17 protein-coding genes are annotated in these 19,154 nt (G+C 58.7%); 8 read left to right on the top strand and 9 right to left on the bottom strand.

Annotation, left to right across the window (positions count from 1 at the left end; genetic code table 11):
* Window positions 1-56 precede the first annotated feature (56 nt).
* Genes tsaE through trxA form a run of 6 tightly spaced genes read left to right on the top strand, consistent with a single transcriptional unit; the run spans window position 57 to window position 8,865 of the window.
* Window positions 57-551: a tRNA (adenosine(37)-N6)-threonylcarbamoyltransferase complex ATPase subunit type 1 TsaE gene (gene tsaE, locus G0Q00_RS13065; protein WP_163039989.1), complete on the top strand. Its 495-nt coding sequence runs from the start codon at window positions 57-59 to the stop codon at window positions 549-551.
* A complete protein-coding gene (locus G0Q00_RS13070) occupies window positions 548-1,540 on the top strand; it encodes an aminoglycoside phosphotransferase family protein (protein WP_163039991.1) in 993 nt (330 codons plus the stop codon). The genes tsaE and G0Q00_RS13070 overlap by 4 nt, the downstream gene beginning before the upstream one ends.
* Window positions 1,525-2,208: a nucleotidyltransferase family protein gene (locus G0Q00_RS13075; protein ID WP_163039993.1), complete on the top strand. Its 684-nt coding sequence runs from the start codon at window positions 1,525-1,527 to the stop codon at window positions 2,206-2,208. The genes G0Q00_RS13070 and G0Q00_RS13075 overlap by 16 nt, the downstream gene beginning before the upstream one ends.
* Window positions 2,201-5,146 carry a double-strand break repair protein AddB gene (gene addB / locus G0Q00_RS13080; RefSeq protein ID WP_163039995.1) on the top strand — a complete coding sequence of 982 codons (2,946 nt, stop codon included), beginning with the start codon at window positions 2,201-2,203 and terminating at the stop codon, window positions 5,144-5,146. The genes G0Q00_RS13075 and addB overlap by 8 nt, the downstream gene beginning before the upstream one ends.
* The gene (addA, locus tag G0Q00_RS13085) at window positions 5,143-8,511 is read left to right on the top strand and encodes a double-strand break repair helicase AddA (protein ID WP_163039997.1); all 3,369 of its coding nucleotides are present in this window, start codon (window positions 5,143-5,145) and stop codon (window positions 8,509-8,511) included. The genes addB and addA overlap by 4 nt, the downstream gene beginning before the upstream one ends.
* A gap of 33 nt (window positions 8,512-8,544) precedes the next feature.
* The gene (trxA, locus tag G0Q00_RS13090; protein WP_163039999.1) at window positions 8,545-8,865 is read left to right on the top strand and encodes a thioredoxin; all 321 of its coding nucleotides are present in this window, start codon (window positions 8,545-8,547) and stop codon (window positions 8,863-8,865) included.
* A 251-nt stretch (window positions 8,866-9,116) separates the two neighbouring features.
* On the opposite strand, the gene G0Q00_RS13095 is transcribed toward trxA, so the two are convergent.
* The 3 genes from G0Q00_RS13095 to G0Q00_RS13105 all read right to left on the bottom strand — a co-directional run bounded on the left by G0Q00_RS13095 (window position 9,117) and on the right by G0Q00_RS13105 (window position 12,101).
* Window positions 9,117-9,719, bottom strand: coding sequence for a prolipoprotein diacylglyceryl transferase family protein (locus G0Q00_RS13095; RefSeq protein WP_163040001.1), 603 nt, complete (start codon window positions 9,717-9,719; stop codon window positions 9,117-9,119).
* 969 nt (window positions 9,720-10,688) lie between these two features.
* Complete coding sequence (locus G0Q00_RS13100; protein ID WP_163040003.1) at window positions 10,689-11,150, bottom strand: hypothetical protein; 462 nt, start codon at window positions 11,148-11,150, stop codon at window positions 10,689-10,691.
* A gap of 348 nt (window positions 11,151-11,498) precedes the next feature.
* Complete coding sequence (locus G0Q00_RS13105) at window positions 11,499-12,101, bottom strand: L,D-transpeptidase (protein ID WP_163040005.1); 603 nt, start codon at window positions 12,099-12,101, stop codon at window positions 11,499-11,501.
* A gap of 169 nt (window positions 12,102-12,270) precedes the next feature.
* Here G0Q00_RS13105 and G0Q00_RS13110 point away from each other — a divergent pair, with 169 nt between their 5' ends.
* The gene (locus G0Q00_RS13110; protein WP_239058438.1) at window positions 12,271-12,765 is read left to right on the top strand and encodes a CAP domain-containing protein; all 495 of its coding nucleotides are present in this window, start codon (window positions 12,271-12,273) and stop codon (window positions 12,763-12,765) included.
* 51 nt (window positions 12,766-12,816) lie between these two features.
* Here G0Q00_RS13110 and G0Q00_RS13115 read toward each other — a convergent pair whose 3' ends face one another.
* Genes G0Q00_RS13115 through G0Q00_RS13135 form a run of 5 tightly spaced genes read right to left on the bottom strand, consistent with a single transcriptional unit; the run spans window position 12,817 to window position 17,298 of the window.
* Complete coding sequence (locus G0Q00_RS13115; protein WP_163040009.1) at window positions 12,817-13,311, bottom strand: murein L,D-transpeptidase family protein; 495 nt, start codon at window positions 13,309-13,311, stop codon at window positions 12,817-12,819.
* Window positions 13,312-13,345: 34 nt separating this feature from the next.
* Window positions 13,346-14,569 (bottom strand): class I SAM-dependent RNA methyltransferase, encoded by a 1,224-nt coding sequence (locus G0Q00_RS13120; protein ID WP_370458571.1) that lies wholly within the window; start codon window positions 14,567-14,569, stop codon window positions 13,346-13,348.
* Entirely contained in the window at window positions 14,566-15,711 is a 1,146-nt protein-coding gene (locus G0Q00_RS13125) for a CCA tRNA nucleotidyltransferase (RefSeq protein WP_163040011.1), read from the bottom strand. The genes G0Q00_RS13120 and G0Q00_RS13125 overlap by 4 nt, the downstream gene beginning before the upstream one ends.
* A complete protein-coding gene (locus G0Q00_RS13130; protein WP_163040013.1) occupies window positions 15,708-16,313 on the bottom strand; it encodes a CoA pyrophosphatase in 606 nt (201 codons plus the stop codon). Before G0Q00_RS13130 ends, G0Q00_RS13125 begins: the two co-directional genes overlap by 4 nt.
* Window positions 16,297-17,298 carry an Hsp33 family molecular chaperone HslO gene (locus G0Q00_RS13135; RefSeq protein WP_163040014.1) on the bottom strand — a complete coding sequence of 334 codons (1,002 nt, stop codon included), beginning with the start codon at window positions 17,296-17,298 and terminating at the stop codon, window positions 16,297-16,299. The genes G0Q00_RS13130 and G0Q00_RS13135 overlap by 17 nt, the downstream gene beginning before the upstream one ends.
* 70 nt (window positions 17,299-17,368) lie before the next feature.
* Here G0Q00_RS13135 and G0Q00_RS13140 point away from each other — a divergent pair, with 70 nt between their 5' ends.
* A complete protein-coding gene (locus G0Q00_RS13140) occupies window positions 17,369-17,812 on the top strand; it encodes an NUDIX hydrolase (protein WP_163040016.1) in 444 nt (147 codons plus the stop codon).
* On the opposite strand, the gene G0Q00_RS13145 is transcribed toward G0Q00_RS13140, so the two are convergent.
* On the bottom strand, window positions 17,794-19,029 hold the full coding sequence (locus G0Q00_RS13145; protein ID WP_370458572.1) for a PP2C family protein-serine/threonine phosphatase: 1,236 nt from the start codon (window positions 19,027-19,029) through the stop codon (window positions 17,794-17,796). The two genes, G0Q00_RS13140 and G0Q00_RS13145, sit on opposite strands and share 19 nt — an antisense overlap.
* Between the last annotated feature and the right edge of the window lie 125 nt (window positions 19,030-19,154).

Consider the following 19,154-nt stretch of genomic DNA (forward strand, 5'->3'; position numbering starts at 1 on the left):
ACAAGGTGAGGTGATCCACCCTTGCACCGACGCGCAGGGCGTCTAAAACTCGTGCCATGACGCACGCCTTTCATCATGATCTTGCATTTTCCACCCCGGATCAAACCACCGCATTTGCCGAAGCACTTGCCCGCCAACTGGTGCCGGGCGACGTGATCCTGCTGTCTGGTGGGATCGGCGCAGGAAAGACCCATTTTGCCCGCGCGGTGATCCAATTCCGCCTTGCGACGCAAGGGCTGGCCGAGGACGTTCCCTCGCCCACTTTCACACTGGTCCAGACCTATGACGACACAATCAGCGAGATCTGGCATTCCGACCTTTATCGCCTGACGCACCCGGACGAGGTGGAAGAGCTGGGCCTGATCGACGCGTTCGAGACCGCCATTTGCCTTGTCGAATGGCCCGACCGTCTGGGCGAACTGATGCCGCAGAACGCGCTTTTGCTGGAGTTCTCATCGGGTGATGCCTCCGAGGATCCCGATCTCAGACACGTCCGGATCTCGGGCCCCGCAGAGAGCTGGGAAGCCCGCATTCAAAAGGCGCTGCCATGAGCGATGACCGCGCGCAGGATCGCCACCTATTTCTGACCGCAACCGGCTGGGCCGATGCGCCCTTTCTGCCCCTGACCGGGGATGCTTCGTCCCGCCGCTATTTCCGCGCGCAAGGCGCACACCCCGCGATCCTGATGGACGCCCCGCCGTCGACCTGCGGCTCGATGCGATCCTTTGTCGATATCGCGCGTTACCTTGCGGGACTTGGCCTGTCCGCCCCGAAGATCTATGCGGCGGATCTGCAAAGTGGTTTTCTGCTGTTGGAGGATTTCGGGGATGACGATTTCGCGTCTCTGATCAACCGCGACGCATCGCTTGAAAATAGTCTCTATTCTGGCGCAATCGACGTAATTCATACCGTTCTGGACGCCACGCCCGCGCCGGTCGTCACCTATGGCATCAGCGAAATGGCGCAAGCTTGCGACTTGGCTTTCCTGCACTATACGCCCCAATCCACAACCGCAATGAACGAGGCTTTAGGTGCCATCGAAGACGCACTCACCCCCTTCGACACCACCCTGCGCACATCCCTGCGCGACTTCCACGCGCAGAACCTGCACTGGCTGCCAAAACGCGATGGCACCGCATGCGTTGGACTGCTCGACTTTCAGGACGCGGTGAACACTTTGCCCAGCTACGATCTAGTCTCGCTTCTGCGCGATGTGCGGCGCGATGTATCGGACGATCTGGCCGGGTTGGCGCGGCAGGCCTTTGCAAAACGGCGTGGACTCGATCAAACCGCCTTTCAGGACGAATTCCACCTCGTCGCTGTACAGCGCAACCTGCGCATCCTCGGCATTTTCGCGCGGCTGTCGCAACAGATGGACAAACCGCACTATGTTGACCTGATCCCGCGCGTCTGGACCCTGCTGCAAGCCGACCTTCACCACCCGCCGCTTGCGAAACTGCGCGCCCAACTCAACGCGATCCTGCCCGAACCCAGCCCCGCCCATCTTGAAAGGCTCAGACAGTCATGCCCGACACAGTGATGATCTTTGCCGCCGGGCGCGGCACCCGCATGGGCGCGCTGACACAAGCGCAGCCGAAGCCGATGATCCCCGTCGCTGGAAAACCCCTTTTGGACCACGCGATGGACATTGTGGACGGGGCCCATAGCGTCTCGCAGATCATCGTGAACACGCATTATCTGGCAGACCAGATCCACGCGCATTTGGCTGGTCGGGACATCCTTTTCTCACACGAAGATACGCTGCTGGAAACAGGTGGGGGCCTAAAACAGGCTCTAACCCTGCACAACACGTCATCTCTGTTCACCCTCAACGCCGATGCGGTTTGGTCTGGCCCCAATCCAATGCAGGCCCTTCTACAGGCCTGGGACCCCGACCGGATGGACGCCCTTATGCTGCTGGTTCCACCTGAAAACGCCATCGGTCACTTGGGGCAAGGAGACTTTACGATCACCCCCGACGGACAACTGACACGCGGGCCGGGGCTGGTCTATACCGGATGTCAGATCATCAAGACGCATCCGGTAACGCAGGTTAATGAAGACGTCTTCTCGCTGAATGTTGCGTGGGACGCCATTCGCCAAACCGACCGCCTGTTCGGGCTGTCTTACCAAGGCGCATGGTGTGATGTCGGGCATCCTGACGGCATTACATTGGCAGAGCAGATGTTGGGGGATGCCAATGTTTGAGCCCTCATCCACCGCTCGCGTCTTCGGCGTCCCGCTCGGGGTCGATTTCCCCAAGGCGCTGGTCCACGGCTTGCGTCTCCGCATGGAGGGCCGTCCCCCACACGACATGGCGCGGGTCGAGCTGTTCGTGAACTCTCGCCGCATGCTGAACCGCGTGCAGAGCCTGTTTGACGACCAACCCGGTTTCGTCCCGCGCCTGCGGTTGATCACCGACCTCGCGCAGATGCCGTTGGACAGCTCGATCCCCACTGCCGTCGCCCCCTTGCGCCGTCAGCTAGAGCTGCACCAGCTGATCCTTGCCCTGCTCGATCAAGAGCCGGACCTCGCCCCAAAAAGCGCGGCTTTTGACTTGGCCGAAAGCGTGGCAAAGCTGATGGACGAAATGCACGGTGAAGGCGTGAATCCTGCCGCGTTAGAGACACTTGATGTCCAAGATATGTCCGAACATTGGGCGCGCAGCCTGCGCTTTTTGTCCCTGATCAATCCGTTCTTCGATCCCAGCGCCGGACACGCCCCGGATGCGGAAACGCGTCAGCGGATGGTGGTGTCCAAGATCATCGAGGGCTGGCAGAGATCACCCCCCGACCACCCGATCATCATCGCCGGCTCAACTGGATCACGCGGCACCACGGCGCTTTTGATGCGGGCCGTCGCGCAGCTTCCACAGGGCGCGCTGATCCTTCCGGGGTTCGACACGGACCTGCCGGACCACACATGGCACGCGCTGGAAGACGCCCTGTCGGCCGAGGATCACCCGCAATACCGCTTTGCCGCACTTCTGAAGCATCTGGATCTGCCCCGAAATGCTGTTCAGGACTGGTCAGGGCAAATCCCCGTCGCGCCGGAACGCAACAAGCTGATCTCACTCGCGTTGCGACCGGCCCCAGTGACCGATCAATGGCAGATCGAAGGGCGCCGATTTGAGAACATCGCCAGGGCCACCGAGGGGATAACCCTGATTGAAGCGCAAAAACCGCGGGACGAGGCACAGGCGATCGCTGCGCTGCTCCGCCGCTCGGTCGAAGATGGGGTCAGCGTTGCCTTGATCACTCCGGACCGAAATCTGACCCGTCAGGTCACAGCCGCGCTGGATCGCTGGAACATAGAACCGGATGATAGCGCAGGCCGCCCGCTGGCCCTGTCCGCGCCGGGACGTTTTTTGCGTCAGATCACCCTTATGATGTGCGAGGCTCCGGCGGCGGATCGACTGTTGACGTTGTTGAAGCATCCACTGACCAACACGGGCGGAGATGCGCGGGGCGACCATCTGCGCTGGACCCGCGATCTGGAGCTTCAGGTGCTGCGCGGCGCGGCCTCGATCCCAGACCGTCAGGCACTTCTGGACTGGGCGCAGAAGTTTGAGGAAGAACCGGAACGCGCGATCTGGGCCGAGTGGGTCGCCAGTATCTGCCTTGCCCCGCCGCTTGAAGGCGAACTGCCCCTTCCAGATCTTCTGGCCCACCATCTTGATCTGGCTCGCGAAATTGCACGAGGTCCAGCCGGAGACGGAACAGGAGAGCTGTGGAACCGCGCAGCGGGGCAAATATGCCAAGAAATCGTCTCTAATCTGGCGGAAAATGCGAAACATGGCGGGAATCTCTCGCCCCTCGCTTATCGCGATCTGTTCCGCTCCATCCTGTCAAAAGGCGAGGTCCGCGATCCAAACACACCCCATCCCGGTGTGATGTTCTGGGGTACGCTCGAAGCGCGGGTGCAAGGCGCGGATCGTGTCATTCTTGCCGGGTTGAACGATGGCATCTGGCCCGAACTGCCCGGCCCAGATCCGTGGCTGAACCGTCAGATGCGGATGCAGGTGGGGCTTCCCCTTCCAGAACGTCGCGTGGGTCTGTCGGCCCACGATTTCCAGCAGGCAATTGCCACGAAAGAGGTGATCCTAACTCGTTCCGTCAAGGATGAGGACAGCGAAACCATCCCGTCCCGTTGGCTGAACCGCATCTGCAACTTGATGGCCGGGATGTCTGACGACGGCGCGCAAGCCCTGCAAGATATGCGTGCAAAAGGCGTGCAATGGCTGATATTCGCGCGCCAGTTTGATCAGTCGAATGAGACTATTCCGCCTGAAAAACGGCCATCTCCGTCCCCGCCCCTGTCCACCCGCCCTCGTCAGCTGTCGGCCACGGGCGTGACCAAACTGATCCGTGATCCCTTTGCGATCTACGCGGACAAGGTGCTACATCTGCGCGCGCTGGACCCTCTTCTGCGCGGATCGGATGCCTTAATGCGCGGGACGGTGCTGCATGATGTGTTCGAGAACTATGTGGCATCGTTGCCAGACGACCCCGACCCTGCGCACGAACAGGGTCGTTTACGCCAGATCGCAGATGACATCCTTGCCGAGCATGTGCCCAACCTTGCGACGCGCATCCTGTGGAAAGCGCGGATTGACCGGATTGCGCCGTGGTTCGTTCAGCAAGAGCTGTCGCGCGGCGCATTCTCGTCCAATCTGGCGAACGAAACCTGGGGGCGCGCCCGGTTTGATGACCCGGATTTCGAGCTGGTCGCCAAGGCGGACCGGATTGACCGTCATCACGATGGGTCGCTGCTGATCTACGACTATAAAACCGGCGCACCTCCGAACGAGAAACAGCAGAAGCACTTCGACAAACAGCTGTTGCTCGAGGCTGTGATTGCCGAAGTCGGCGGGTTCGAAAACATCGACACCGCGCCCGTTTCCTTGGTCAGCTATATCGGCCTGACGCCCCAGAAAGAGGTCTCGACCGATCTGCTGCCCGCCGACATCGCAACTATCAAATCCGAGCTTTTGGGCCTGATTAGAGCCTATAATGACGACGCACAGGGCTATACCTCGCGTCGCGCCATGCATATGCAGCGCTTCGCTGGCGACTATGATCATCTGGCGCGCTACGGCGAATGGGATGACAGCGATACCCCTGTGATAACGGAGGTCGGGCGATGAAGTTTGACGACGCAACCCGCGCCCAGATCCGCGCGGCGGACCCCACGGTCTCGACCTGGTTGTCGGCCAATGCGGGGTCGGGAAAAACCCGTGTTCTGACAGACCGCGTTGCGCGTTTGCTGCTGGACGGCGTGTCTCCGCAAAACATCCTATGCCTGACCTATACCAAGGCCGCCGCAAGCGAGATGCAGAACCGTCTGTTCAAGCGTTTGGGTGAATGGGCGATGAAGGATGACGCCAGCCTGACGCAGGCGCTGACCGAACTTGGCGTTCAGGGCGCACGCGACCTGTCGCTGGCCCGTCAACTGTTCGCCCGCGCGATCGAAACACCCGGCGGTTTGAAAATCCAGACGATTCACGCCTATTGCGCCTCGCTTTTGCGCCGTTTTCCGACCGAAGCCGGTGTCTCGCCCCAGTTTACCGAGATGGACGACCGCGCCGCCAACGATCTGCGCGCCACGATTCTGGAACAGATGAGCGACGGGCCGCACAAAAGCTTGGTGCAGGATCTGGCGCAATTGTTCACGGGCGAAGACCTGATGCGGCTGACGGCGGGCATCACCTCGGCCCGGATGATGTACGCAGAAGACAAAGACGCGGCGCAAATCAGTAGTTGGTTTGGCATTGCCGCGGGCGACAGCTTGGACGCCATGCTTCAAGAGTGTTTTGCGCCGGATGATCTGGATGTGCTGGCGAAGTTCCGGGCGGGATCTGCGACCGGCAGTGCGCAGGATCAGAAGCGCGCCGAAGCGCTTCAGGGGGCAGATCTTTCCCAACCTAATCTGGATCTTCTTCAGCGGCTCGAAAAGATCTTCCTGAAGCAGTCTGCACCATTTTCCGCCAAGATAGGGTCTGTTCCGACCAAAGCGCTACAGTCCGGAGCCTGCGCACCGATCATGGATCAGCTGAATGATTTGATGGCGCGGGTCGAGGATGCGCGGCACAAGCGATTGGCCCTGCACAACGCGCGACGGACACAGGTTCTGTATCGTTTTGCACATGTTTTCGTACAGGAGTACGAGGCCGCCAAACTGGCGCGCGGCTGGCTGGATTTTGACGATCTGATCCTGAAGGCAGGCGCGCTTTTGACTGATCCGTCGGTCGCCGCGTGGGTGCTGTTCAAACTGGATGGCGGCATCGACCACATTCTGGTGGACGAGGCACAGGACACCAGCCCCGTCCAATGGCGCGTGATCGACAGCCTTGCGCGTGAATTCACCACCGGATCAGGCGCCCGCGACGATGTGGAGCGCACGATTTTCGTAGTGGGCGACCCGAAGCAATCGATTTATTCGTTCCAAGGCGCAGAACCGGCCGAGTTTCAGCGCATGCAGCACAGTTTTGCAGATCGCTTACAGCAAGTTGGGCGGGCGCTGGCGGTTCAGCCGCTGGAATACTCGTTCCGATCTTCACCTGCGGTGCTGGGGTTCGTCGATATGGCGCTGGAGGGCCGTTCGGGGCTTGGTGGCGGCTTCAAGCACCGGGCGTTTTTTGGCGATAAGCCCGGGCGCGTGGACCTTTGGCCATCGATCGATCCCGTAAAGCACGAGGAAGACCGCGATTGGAACGATCCCGTTGACCAACCGTCGCCGCGCGATCATCGCGTGCAGCTGGCGGATAACTTGGCGGATGAAATTCAGCGGATGATCCGCGAGGAACGCTTGCCCGACGATAAAGGGGGTTCGCGCCCCGTTGATCCGGGCGACATTCTTGTGCTGGTCCGGTCTCGAAGCGAGCTGTTTCACGAGCTGATCCGCGCCTGCAAAGCGCGGGACATTCCGATTGCTGGGGCGGACCAGCTACGCATCGGGGCCGAGCTGGCAGTGAAAGATCTAACTGCCCTTTTATCGTTCCTTGCCACGCCCGAGGATGATCTGTCACTGGCTACGGTGTTGCGCTCGCCCTTATTCGGGTGGAGCGAGGATGACCTGTTCCGACTGGCCCATTATCGCGGCAAGAAGACCTTCCTGTGGCGCGCCTTGTCAGATCAGCCAGAGCAATATTCCGCAACGTTAGAGACACTTCATGACCTGCGCGACCGTGCGGATTTCTTGCGGCCTTACGAGCTGCTGGAACGTATCCTGACCCGTCACGATGGCCGCAAAAAACTGCTGGCGCGACTGGGACAAGAGGCCGAGGATGGCATTGATGCGCTGCTGCATCAGGCGATGAATTATGAGCGGCTTGAGATCCCCAGCCTGACCGGTTTCATCACGTGGTTGGAGACAGGCGACATCACGATCAAGCGGCAAGTGGACAGCAAAGGTCATCTGGTGCGGGTTATGACGATCCACGGATCGAAAGGGCTTGAGGCGCCGATTGTTTTGCTGCCGGATTTGGCCGCACGGCGCGCCTCGGACCCGCCGCAGGTTGGTAAATTGTCGCCTGATCAGCCTTTCTGGTTCCCGGCAAAAGCCGACCGGACCGAGGCGATTGACGAAGTGGCTGAGAGCCTGAAAGAGGCCGAGATCGAAGAGCGCACGCGGCTTCTGTACGTCGCCATGACCCGCGCCGAGCAGTGGTTGATCCTTGCCGCCGCCGGGGACCTTGGGAAAGCCGATACCGGATGGTATCGCGTGGCCGAAGCCGCGATGGAACGCGCGGGTGGGGCTGATTGCGCCTTCCCGACCGGTACGGGCAAGCGCTATGCCACAAGCGAGTGGCCAGAACCGGGGGTGAACGACCCCACCGCGCAGGATGCCGAGCAGCCCCACCTTCCAGATTGGCTGACCACGCAGGCCGCACCTCCGGTGAGCGCGCCCAAGCCACTGTCCCCGTCCGATCTGGGCGGCGCGAAGGCGCTTCCGGGTGAGGCGGAGCTGGCGGACGGGCAGGATCCGTTGATCCGCGGGCGTCAGATTCACGCGCTTCTGGAACATCTTCCAAATGTTGCCCCCGAGAGCTGGGCGGGCGTAGCCCAACACCTGCTGTCCAGCGGCCCGGATGCGGCTGAACAACACGTTATCGACGCGCTAACCAACGAGGTCTCGGCCCTGCTGACGGACCCGGCGCTGGCGCATCTCTTCGACGAACGCAGCATCGCCGAGGCCCCCATCACCGGGCATCTGCCAGATGATCCGTCGCGCATTCTGCACGGGTTTATCGACCGGCTGATCATCACCGATGATCACGTGCTGGCGGTAGACTTCAAATCCAATCGCATCACCCCGGATCGCCCCACCCAAACGCCCGAGGGCGTGTTGCGCCAATTGGGCGCCTATCGCTGGATGTTGCGCGCGATCTACCCCGACCGCCCCGTCCACACCGCAATCCTGTGGACACAATCGCGCGAGCTGATGCCTTTGGACGACCATCTTGTCGATGACGCATTTGGTCGCCTTGACGCTGGGGGTCAGGCTACCTAGGTTCTGTCCAACCAAATTTTTAGGAGAACACACATGGCAACCGTCGCTGTCACCGATGCCACCTTTGATGAAGAAGTCCGCAACGCGGATGTTCCCGTTGTTGTAGATTTCTGGGCCGAATGGTGTGGCCCTTGCAAACAGATCGGCCCGGCTTTGGAAGAGCTGTCGACCGAGTATGAAGGCAAGGTCAAAATCGTGAAGGTAAACGTGGACGAAAACCCGAACTCGCCAGCCCAAATGGGCGTGCGCGGCATTCCGGCGCTGTTCATGTTCAAAGACGGTCAAGTGATCTCGAACAAAGTTGGCGCTGCACCGAAAGCGGCCCTGCAGTCGTGGATCGACGAAAGCGTCTGATCCCGGCACATCGCCAAAAGAAAAGCCCCGCAAATCGCGGGGGGGTATAGAGATATCCGACAGAAAATAATCTGTGGATCTCAATTTGGAGCTCGCGCAGCAATGTGCGGGCTCTTTATCTTTTGGACCAGCCGTTCGAGAAATGCCTACTTCAAGCCCAAGAAAGACCCTGTTCTTGCTTCATGGCCGGTTCCCATCTCAGGTCGGCTGATAGAACGCGATGCTTGGCTCACACCTAGAGCATCCGATAACTAGGTCAGCCGCGAAAACCGTCGGTTGGATTTGGGCCAATCCACCCCCATCGCAATTGTGACCAGCAATCCCAACGCAATTGATCCTGACACTAATGACATAGTTAATCCGGAGTTTTGCATGTCCGGTGGAGCGCTTTGCAGCATGGTCAACACACTACCCAATGCAAAGATTGCTACTGATACCCACTGACAGAGATTAAGCGTGCCAAAAACAGGAGTTTGCGGTTCACCGCGATAGGCTTCTTCGACAAAGCGCGCCAAGCTGCTGAGTATCAGATAGCTTCCTGCTATCGCGCTCCAAGGAGCCCCGATCAACAGCAATCGCAGCAATACCAAGCCAATCAAAATATTGCCGATTATTGAGTAGAGCGGAGTCGGGTGCAGTGCCTGGCCACCCAAATGCGCAATTTGGCAAACCCGAGAGCGAGCATGGCGATAATGTATCCCCATGTTCTCTTGTGTCTTAGAGCCGTGGCAACGCCCCTGCACCAGGCAACGCAGGCGCCCAGTGGCTTGTATCCATGGTGCCGCCACGCACAGCGCCGCCATTAGCAGGGTGACATCCTGATCGAAAAATACCTCAGCCAGGACCACCCCCACAGTTGCCCCAGAACACCCCCATAATAGCCGAAGGGGCGGAGTAGCTTATCTGAACCATTGACAAACTGCCCCCAAAGCCCAGCGGAGAGCAAAGTTGAAAACCCTATATGGGTCGCGCATTTCTCATTGCTGCTTGTTTGACGTTATTGGCGTGCGGCCAATCACGCGCGCAAGAGTGGACCGAGCTAAAACAGCACCGAATTGACCGCTTCGAGATTTCGCTTCCCACCGGGGGATACTGGTATGAGCAAAGTGGAGCGGGCGAAAGATGGGTCAACGTTTCGCGCCGGATAGATACCGCTGAGGGCGACCTATATGTTTGGGTCGGTTTCGAGGTAAATAGCCACCCCGAAAACCGATACGATTGGCTTCCGGCCGAGGTCTCGCGAGAAGTGCGCGACGTTCAAGCAATAAAAATTAGTCCAAGAGGCAGAAAAAATTGGAAAACCGCTCTCTGTTCTCAAGTACGGAGAGAACGTTTCGTCAAGTCCTACTGGCTATTGGCTGGTTTGGGCTCGCCAAACTTTTATCGAGCAACTCGGGAGCGAAGTGCCAGAGTATCAAGAGCTTCATGTTTTTCTCTCCGACGACCACAATGCGGATTTTAAGCACATGGCTGTGTACTTCGGAGTTTATTGTTTGGCTGATTGCACAACGGATTTCCCATCCGCAAATTACTCAGGCCACTACTAGAAACGGTGGCGATAAGTGAATTCGATGAATGAACTTTTCGGGCTCACCCTGGCCACCTGAGGCTTTCAGTCCGGTTTTTGAGCCATGGTGATGCCCTAGCAACCGGGGCGCGGGACGGTTCAGACATTTAAAGTAGGACGTCAGCCCGGATTCCAATGCCGAAGCCAAAGTAGGGTCGAACTGGAAATACCTATTGCGTTGCCTTTGGTCGATGGCTTTCGTTCATAGTGGCGGCGACTCATCCGCTCAGAGGCAAATCTTCATGCGGTCTGAAGATTACTCAGTTACATTATATCCTTGTCGAGCGAACTTTATCGCATCAATGAATAGTAAAAGCTCATAACTTACTGATGGGTTGCAGATTTGAGTTTCCAAGCAATTCGCCGACCGATGACCCAGTTCGATGTCGCCATAGGAACTAGTCTTGCTAAATCTAAACGTCATTCTACCCAAGCACGCCCCGTTTCGTCTGGAAGCCTCCACTTTGACTAAAAATTTTCCCTTGGAATTGGCAATTACCTCAAATCCTTCTCGCCCCAAGGATGCTACGGCATTTGAGCGAACTTCCTCAATATTCGTCCAACAACCGTTGGTCGCCAGATCTTCAATTTTGACTTCAACAGGACCGAAGGCTTCAGGCGTCAAGCGCTTGGAAACATGCTGAGTAACTTCGCGGTCGAAGGCCATAGCAGACGACGCAGCGATGATTGCTGCCATCGTAACGTAGATCTTCTTCATGGTCGTTTTTTCCCTTCTTGCCCCAAATACCATAGCACGAAGCAGACCAACTCGACTTGATTTAGGTCATTCATCCCTGGACGTCAGAAGCCCCGTCCTTCCACTCTGCGGCGTGATACATCGGTGCTGAGAAAGCGCGGCCTTTCGCTGTGTAGACACACTACGCCACCAGTTGATCGGCTGCTCTGGGCTCAAAGCAAATCTTCGCAGGGTGGAGAGATAAAATTGAAAAGAGCCCGCACATTCCTGCGCGAGCTCCAAATTGAGACCCCCAGATTATTTTCTGCCGGATATCTCTATACCCCCCGCGAATTGCGGGGCTTTTTTCGTTTCCGGTGTAGTGTCCGGTCAGATCAACAGAACCTGCGCGCCGTTCTTGGTCAGTTCAAAAAGCTCGGCGATGTGTTCGTTATAAAGGCCAATGCAGCCATTCGAAGACTGACGCCCGATCTTGCGCGTGTCGTGGGTCCCGTGAATGCGATAGTATTTCCACCCCAGATACAGCGCATGGGTGCCCAGCGGGTTGTCGGGGCCGGGACCAACAAAGGACGGCCATTCCGGGTTCCGCTTGCGCATCGCAGGCGTCGGCGCCCAAGACGGACCTTCCACCTTGCGGATCACGCTGGTACGACCACGGCGGGTCAGGTCTTCACTGAGTGGGACCGAAGTCGGATACAGGCGGTAAACCGACTGATCTTCCGACCAATAATGCAACACCCGCGAACTGATATCGACCAAAATAACACCGTTCTTGGTGTTGCTGAAGTAGGGCTGCCAGTCCAACGTCCGGAAGCTGGAAATGTTGCGCTTCACCACTTCGGTCAAGTCGCGCTCAACCGCGGTTGAGTTATCAAACTGTGCAATCGCAGGCGACGCCACACCGCCCGCAGCGGCAGCAACACCTGTCAAAAACGTACGACGGCCAATCTGTGTTTTGGGGGTGTCACTCATATTGCCACTCCAATGAACTTACTTTTGTTAACGTATCCTATATTGCGCGACAGCATCAGTCGCAAATCAAACCGGCGTGAATCGGCAACATCACGCAGCCGTTGTTTGAATTCGCTTCATAGTGTCTATAGTGAAGCGCCAGAACAAGATTATTTTGATGAGAGTACCCATGCGCGCGATTTTGTTGGCCTTGGCCGCAGCAACAGCTCTGACAGCTTGTACGACCACCACGGGCAATATCGGAGACGGCACACGCGTGTACCGGATTTCGTCGTCGCAAACGTCGCGTATTCAGTACCGCATGCTGGATTCCGTAAACGAACTGCGTGGCGCGTCGGGTGCCGTGCCCTTGCAGCTGAACAGCCAGCTGAACGCCGCCGCCAAAACCCATGCGCAGGATATGGCCATGCAGAACCGCCCATGGCACTTCGGCTCGGATGGGTCGTCGCCGCTGGATCGCGCCAATCGCGTCGGCTATCCGGGGCTGTATCTGGGTGAAACGATCTCAGAGACGTTCGAAAGCGAGCTTGCCACCTTGTCTGCATGGATGGCGAACCCCGAAACCCGCCGTATCATCATGGATCCGCGCGCACGCAATCTGGGGTTCTCGTGGCATCAGGAAGACAACGGCAAGATTTGGTGGGTTCTGGAAGTTGGCGCCTAAACCCTTGCGACAAAAATAAAAAAGCCCGCCAAATCTGGCGGGCTTTTTCGTTTAGGGGTTGATGTCGATAACCGTTCCCAGCCGCACCATCGTATAAATCTCGCGCATCTCACGGTTCTTGACCGAGATACAGCCCGCCGTCCAATCCGGGCCATTCGGGTCCTTGGGGCGCGGCCCGCCGTGGATAAATATCTCGCCACCGGGCGGCTTTCCGCGTGCCCGCGCATATTCCACGTCTTTTCGATTGGGATAGGAAATGCCAATCGACAGATAGAAGGCGCTGTTGGGATTGCGGCGGTCGATGACATAGCGCCCCTCGGGCGTCTTGCCGTCGCCTTCGAACTGTTTGTGCCCGTTGGGGGCAAAGCCAAGGTCGATGTTATAGCGTTTCAGGACTTTTGTGCCGTGCAGAAGATACATCTTCCGAGCGCCCTTATTCACAACGATCCGCGTGACCTCGGGTCCGTCATAGCGGGTTACCTTCTCGCCGCAGGACGCGGTGAAAAGAAGGGCAAGCACTGCTGCAATTGCGACGACGATCCTCATGGGTCACCCGTAGTTTTTATTGGGCAGATCCGGCTTATTTGCGCCGGAAACTGGCCACCTGCTCGGTATGTGTGGACCAGCGGAACTGATCTACGACCTGTATCCACTCCATTTCAAACCCTGCATCAAGCAAAATCTTGGCATCTCGCGCAAAACTGACCGCATTGCACGACACCATTGCCACAACGGACAAGTCCGAGGCCGCGATCTGCGCGATCTGCGCCTCGGCCCCAGCACGTGGGGGGTCGATGACGGCGGCGTCAAACCGGGTTAAGTCTTCGGCATAAAGCGGATTTCGGAACAGGTCGCGCGTTTCGGTGGTGACCTTGTGCAGTCCCTGCGCATGGCGCCAGCCGGCATCCAGCGCTTTCAACATGCTATCCACACCTTCAACCGCGTGGACAAAGGCGTTTTCCGCCAAGGGCAGCGCGAAGGTGCCGCAGCCTGCAAACAGGTCCACAATGTGGTCCGCGTCGCCAACCGCCTCGCGGACTGCTGCCAGCAAAGCGGCCTCGCCCTCACGGGTGGCTTGTAGGAAGGCGCCGGGCGGGGGCGTCACGGCGGCCGGTCCAAAACTTTGCGTCGGCGGAGTTTCCATCGCGATCACCTCGCCATCCCAAGACAAACGGGCGAAACCGAAGCGATGAACGGCTTGCCCCAACTCGGATTCAAGCGCGCGATCCAGCGGCTTGCCCCCCGTCACCGACACATCCAACCCCACATCCGAAACCGTCACATTGATCGACAACTCGCCCTTGCGCGAGCCGCCAATCACGGTCAACTCGCCCAGCGCAGGCAGGGCTTGCAGGATCTCGGGGTGGATCAGATGACAGTCCGAGATCTCGGTGATTGTGCCGGAGCGGCGGCCATGGAACCCAACGATCGGAGCTTTCTTCCCCCGCCGAGCAGACAGCACGGCGCGGCGTCTGGACCGGGCAGGAGAGGTGTGGATCGGTCTGAAATCAGTCTCTATCCCGTGGGAATTAAGCGCATTTTGGACAATCTCGGTCTTCCAACCCGCCACGAATTCATCCGAGGCATGCATCAAAGAACACCCCCCGCAGGTGTTGTAGTGGGTACAAGCCGGTTTGACCCGATCAGACGAGGGCGTGACGATCTTTGGTGTCTCGATCCGGTCGCCTGTCACCTCACCCCGCACGACTTCACCTGGCAGGGTGCGGGCCGCGAAGATCGGACCGTCAGCGATCCCATCGCCCAAATGGCCCAGACGGGTGATGGTGTGCGTCATATCGCTCATTTCAACAGTTCCTCACGCGTCAGGGTAAATTCCGATGCGATCCAACGGGTTTCGAGTTCACGCAGCTTGTCGCCCAGCGCGGGTCCGGTGATGCCCGGCATCAGGTCGGCGGGCTTGATGGGGAACTTGGCTGCGGCTCCGGCGTCAATCTGGCGTTCCAGCCCATTGGCCAGCGGCATTTCAAGCATCACAGCGCGCAGAAGCGCAATGTTACGTGCTTGGTCGGGGCCCAACCGGAAGGCCAGCTCTCCGATAGTGGCGGATGATCCGATCTCATCGCGCAAGTTCTCAAGCTGCTTCGCCTGTTTCTTAGACAAGCGCAGCGCCTTCGCGACGCCTTGCCCCCCCAAAAGCGCCAGTCGCCGCAAGGGGTCTGCGGCCAAATCTGCTTCCAGATGCACCAAAACGGCCAACTTCGAGGCATCAGCACCGGGCAAAATACACGCCAAAACGCCCGACTGCGCCATCGCCGCCATGGCCGGCGCAGGATCAGGCGCGGACAGGATTTTCAGCATCTCAAGCCCGACACGCTCTTTGGAAAGTGTCTCTAACCCAGCCAAATTCGCTGCACAGGCTGCCAAACCGTCGGGATCAATGCCCGCCGTTTCATCACCATACCACGCGTGAAATCGGAAAAATCGCAGCGTGCGAAGATAGTCCTCGCGGATCCGCTCGCCCGCATCATCAATGAACCGCACACGGCGCGCGCTCAGATCGGGAAGTCCGCCCAACGGGTCCAGAACCTGCCCCGCCGGATCGGCATACAGCGCGTTCATCGTAAAGTCGCGACGGTGTGCGTCATCCTCGATCCGATCCGAGAACGCCACAACCGCGCGCCGCCCATCGGTCTGGACATCTTTGCGATAGGTCGTGATCTCGTACGGTTCGTGATCAATGACAATCGTCACCGTGCCATGCTCGATCCCCGTGGGCAGAACGCGCAGGCCCGCAGCCTCGGCCAGTTCCATCACGCGCGCGGGCCGCGCATCCGTGCACATGTCCAGATCCGAGATCCCGACCCCCAACAAGTCGTTGCGCACGCATCCGCCGACGAAATAGGCCTGATATCCCGCATCAGACAGCAAGGCGCAGACACGCTGAGCGCCCGGGTCGTTTATCCAATCACCCTGAACACGCGTCATTGCGCCAGCCTTTCAGCCAGCCCACGCAGCATCCGTGCGGTTGCGCCCCAAATATAGTACGGACCAATCGGCACGGTTTCGTACCAGCGCATTTGGCCCTGCCAAAACCGCCCCTGCTTGCTGAATTTCGCAAGGTCCGCGACATGATCGAAGGGCACACGGAAGGCTTCCTCGACCTCGCCGGGTTCGACGACTGGGGTGAACTCGGTGGTCACCAAACCCAAGACCGGGGTCACTGTGAAGCCAGTGACGGTCTCATGTTCTGGCAACTGGCCCAGAACTTCGACATGGGTTGGGCTCAGTCCAATTTCTTCATGTGCCTCGCGCAGGGCTGTTGCGCGAATATCAGTGTCTATTTCATCGCGTTTTCCGCCCGGAAAGGCGATCTGTCCAGGGTGGTGCTTCAAGGCAGAGGACCGTTTGGTCAGCACCAATTCCAACCCAGTTCGGGTTTCGACAAAGGGCATCAGCACGCCGGCCGGGCGCAATTTTCGCCCGACAAGAGGTTTCACACCGGGCGATAGGTCAAAATCCGAGCTTCCCGTCCCCGGCAGGGACAGGGCCGCCCGAAGGCGCGCGATTTGATCAGGCGCTGTCACCATCCACGCCCTTCGCATCCTTGCCGACCGTGGCCGGATCCAGATCGTAGTGTGCTCCGCAGAACTGACAATCTGCGGTCACGCGGCCGTCGTCATTGGTCATGTGGCCGATATCACGCTCAGAATAGATCGACAGACTTTCGCGCACGCGTTCTTCCGAGCAGGGGCAGCCGAAGCTAAGGGGCTGAGGATCATAAACGCGCGGCGCTTCTTCATGGAACAGGCGGACCAGCAGCTCGGTCGGTTGAACCGAGGGGCCGACGAGTTCCAACTCTTCCACGGAATCCAGCAGGATGTTGGCGCGGCTCCAGTTTTCGCTGTCTTCGTCGGTCAGCAAATCGCTGGGGGTCAGAAGACCGCCTTCGCCAGACCCACCTTCACCGGTCACATGCGGCGAAGATTTCGGCATGTGTTGCAGCATCACGCCGCCCGCACGCCAACCTTCTTGCCCACCGGCCCAAACCGATTTGCCAAAGGTCAGGTGGAAGCGGGTCGGCAGCTGCTCGGACTGCGCAAAGTAGGCTTGCGCACAGTCTGACAAGGAAATGCCCGTAAGCGGAGTCATGCCTTTATAAGGCTGCTGGCCTTCCTTCTGCTGGATCAAGATCGCGAAAATGCCTTTGCCGATCTGCGGAAAGCTGGGTCCGGTCGGGTCCAGTCGTTCCTCGTCATAGCTGGCATAGGCGCGGATTTCGGCGGGCTCGCCTGCCACTTTCGGCGCGTAGTAGTCGGTCGCAATCAACCGTGCGGGACCATCGCCACGGATTTGCAGCGAAAGTTTCCAGCTCTGCTTGATGGTCTGTCCGATCATCGCAGTCAGCATGGCGGCTTCCGCCACCAGCGCTTCGATCGCGGGGGGATAGTTGTGTTGGGACAGGATCGTGTCCAGCGTTCCGTCAAGGCGCAGAAGGCGGCCACGGATGTCGCTGTTGTCCAGTTGGAATGGCAGAATGGTGTCATCCCATGCGATTTGAGATCCAAGAGTCATTGGGGTTTCCTATCGGCGTTCAGCTTGGCATACCGCGTCTATATGGTGGCAGCAACCGAATGGAAAAGGGATGATCCGAAGATTTGGCGCACCGAAGCGAAGAAATCGGGTCTATACCCCGCGTCCAGGCGCATATGCGATCCTTGTGCGCGGGCAGGATCTGCTGCTGACCCATCAGGGTGGAGGCTTTGACGAGTACCAACTGCCGGGTGGAGGCATTGATGCCGGAGAAAGCCCGATTGCCGCCCTGCATCGCGAAGTCATGGAAGAAACTGGCTGGACCATCCGCAATCCTGTGCGTCTGGGTGCGTATCGCCGGTTCACCTTCATGCCGGAATATGACCTGAGGGCCGAGAAGATCTGTCACATCTTTCTGGCCGCGCCCGTTCGGCGGATCGGCATGCCGATCGAGCCGGATCATGATGCGGTCTGGAGCACTGCCCGCACCGCTGCAAAAATCCTGCACAGCCCGGGCGACCGGCATTTCGTCCAGACCTATATCGGAGACTTGTAAGTCACCATAACACAGGACAGATCATCGCCGAACTCCTCCCCGCCCGCAAAGCGGTCCAGATCCCAGACCATCGCGTCAAACAGCATCTCATTCGTTAGCCCGCTGTTTTTCTCGAGAATCTCTCCAAACCCTTGTTCGTCAATCTGTTCTTTCTGCGCGTTCTCACATTCCGTGAAGCCGTCCGAGTAGAAGATCAGACGCTCTCCGGGGTGCAGTTGCAGGGTTTGTCGTTCAAATTCAGCGGCCGAGATCAGGCCGATTGGCATCCCGCCATCCCCGATGAAACGGGACTGGCCAGTTCGGGTCAGCACCACGGCGTTCGGATGCCCGCATTGGGTAAATTCCACCTGGCCCGTGGTCATGTCCAGATAGCCAAACAGCATGGTGAAATAGTGCTCGGACAGCATGTCCTTGGTCAAAAGCGTGTTCAGCTGTGCCGCCACCATCTCGGGCGGTTGCCTGTGGTGATTGCCATCCTCGCACTCGATCAATGCGATGTTATGCGTGGGTAAACCTTCAGACAGGTAGGACGCAAGCCGCGCGGTCAACAGCGCCGAGGCGATCCCGTGTCCCGACACATCAATCGAATAGAACGCGATGTGATCCTGCCCAGCGTCAAAGAACCCGACCAGATCACCGCCCACATGCCCGCAGGGCTTCAACAGCACGGACACTTCCGCCCGCCCCCAGTCGCGGAAAGAATCCCGCACCAAAGATTGCTGCATCTTCCGTGCTTCGACCAGATCGCGATCGAGAGAGTCATACAGCGACTTCAGTTCAGCCAGGGCCGAGGACACCAGCCGGTTCGTTTCCTGAAGCTCCCGCTCCATCGACAGAATGCGCCCACCGGCCGCGATGCGGGCGCGCAACTCGTCCGGGTTAAGAGGTTTGGCCAGAAAATCATCGGCCCCCACATCCAAGCCGCGCGACACCGCGTCTTTGTCCGATTTCGACGTCAGCAGGATGAAATAAACATAGCCCTTTGCATTTTGCGCCCGGACGGCTTGGCACAGTTCCAGACCGTTCATTCCGGGCATCATCCAATCGCTAAGGACCAAGTCAAAATCATTCGCGGCGAACAACTTTATCGCTTCCAACCCAGATCCGGCCTCGGTCACCTGATAGCCCTGTTTTGCAAGGGATCGCGACATCAGGCTGCGTTGGGCGCGGCTGTCATCGACAAGCAGGATACGCTGAATCGAATCAGGCCTGACCACGTTTTCTTGCGCGGCGCGTGTGCTGATTGCTTCAGTGTTATGTGGTTTTGCTACACCCAAGATTACCCCAAGACTTTTAAAACATGCGACATTCCACATCATCTTTAGGGGGTGCGATTTAACAG

The organism is Aliiroseovarius sp. PrR006, assembly GCF_010500215.1.
In the GTDB taxonomy this organism is placed as follows: domain Bacteria; phylum Pseudomonadota; class Alphaproteobacteria; order Rhodobacterales; family Rhodobacteraceae; genus Aliiroseovarius.

Bases quoted from the DNA above. Each gene is read 5' to 3' on its own strand.
- tsaE (WP_163039989.1), top strand. From the start codon at position 57: ATGACGCACGCCTTTCATCATGATCTTGCATTTTCCACCCCGGATCAA.
- G0Q00_RS13070 (WP_163039991.1), top strand. From the start codon at position 548: ATGAGCGATGACCGCGCGCAGGATCGCCACCTATTTCTGACCGCAACC.
- G0Q00_RS13075 (WP_163039993.1), top strand. From the start codon at position 1,525: ATGCCCGACACAGTGATGATCTTTGCCGCCGGGCGCGGCACCCGCATG.
- addB (WP_163039995.1), top strand. From the start codon at position 2,201: ATGTTTGAGCCCTCATCCACCGCTCGCGTCTTCGGCGTCCCGCTCGGG.
- addA (WP_163039997.1), top strand. From the start codon at position 5,143: ATGAAGTTTGACGACGCAACCCGCGCCCAGATCCGCGCGGCGGACCCC.
- trxA (WP_163039999.1), top strand. From the start codon at position 8,545: ATGGCAACCGTCGCTGTCACCGATGCCACCTTTGATGAAGAAGTCCGC.
- G0Q00_RS13100 (WP_163040003.1), bottom strand. From the start codon at position 11,150: ATGAAGAAGATCTACGTTACGATGGCAGCAATCATCGCTGCGTCGTCT.
- G0Q00_RS13105 (WP_163040005.1), bottom strand. From the start codon at position 12,101: ATGAGTGACACCCCCAAAACACAGATTGGCCGTCGTACGTTTTTGACA.
- G0Q00_RS13110 (WP_239058438.1), top strand. From the start codon at position 12,271: ATGCGCGCGATTTTGTTGGCCTTGGCCGCAGCAACAGCTCTGACAGCT.
- G0Q00_RS13115 (WP_163040009.1), bottom strand. From the start codon at position 13,311: ATGAGGATCGTCGTCGCAATTGCAGCAGTGCTTGCCCTTCTTTTCACC.
- G0Q00_RS13120 (WP_370458571.1), bottom strand. From the start codon at position 14,569: ATGAGCGATATGACGCACACCATCACCCGTCTGGGCCATTTGGGCGAT.
- G0Q00_RS13125 (WP_163040011.1), bottom strand. From the start codon at position 15,711: ATGACGCGTGTTCAGGGTGATTGGATAAACGACCCGGGCGCTCAGCGT.
- G0Q00_RS13130 (WP_163040013.1), bottom strand. From the start codon at position 16,313: ATGGTGACAGCGCCTGATCAAATCGCGCGCCTTCGGGCGGCCCTGTCC.
- G0Q00_RS13135 (WP_163040014.1), bottom strand. From the start codon at position 17,298: ATGACTCTTGGATCTCAAATCGCATGGGATGACACCATTCTGCCATTC.
- G0Q00_RS13140 (WP_163040016.1), top strand. From the start codon at position 17,369: ATGATCCGAAGATTTGGCGCACCGAAGCGAAGAAATCGGGTCTATACC.